Here is a 587-nt window from a genome sequence, read left to right as displayed (position 1 = left end):
TCAGGGCTGCTGCAGCTGCATCAGGTTGCCGCGGATCACCTCGGCCTCGGCGGTGCCCTCCGGCAGCACGGCCAGCAGGCGCTCCCAGTAGGCGCGGGCTTCCTCATGGGCGCCGGCCTGGTAGGCCCGGGTGCCGGCCAGCCACAGCCCTTGGGCGTTCTCGGGGTCGATGGCCAGCGCCTGCTCGATCAGCGCCGCCGGCTCACCCGCAAGCCCCCCCTCGAGCTCGGCCAGCACATCGGCGTAGCGCACCAGCACCTCGGGGTCACGGTCGCCACCGTGGCGCAGCGCCTCGCCGAAGGCGCGGCCGGCGGCCTCGAACTCGTCGAGGAAGGTCAGCGTCCGGCCCAGCAGCACCCAGCCCTGGAGGTCGGCCGGGTCCTGGGCCAGGCGCACCAGCTCGCGGTAGCGGCTCACGTCCAGGTAGGCGCGGGAGGCCTCCAGGGCGACGTTCTCGCTGGCCCCGAGCAGTTCGTAGTAGCGCACCAGCTTGGCCCGATCGAGCCGCTCCACTTCGCTGCGGGTAGCGAAGCCGTCCCAGATCATCTGGCTCAGGGTCAGCTCGGCGAAGGTGGTTTCATAGCTCC

General features: G+C 72.1%; 1 protein-coding gene. It reads right to left on the bottom strand.

The genetic code is table 11. The features are described from left to right. A partial coding sequence (locus DS839_RS37155) for a tetratricopeptide repeat protein (protein WP_438816566.1) occupies nt 1-587 on the bottom strand: 587 nt, incomplete at its 5' end.

Source organism: Taklimakanibacter deserti, assembly GCA_003574785.1.
Note: the sequence above shows the minus strand (reverse complement) of the source record. Positions and strands in the feature narration are given on the sequence as shown.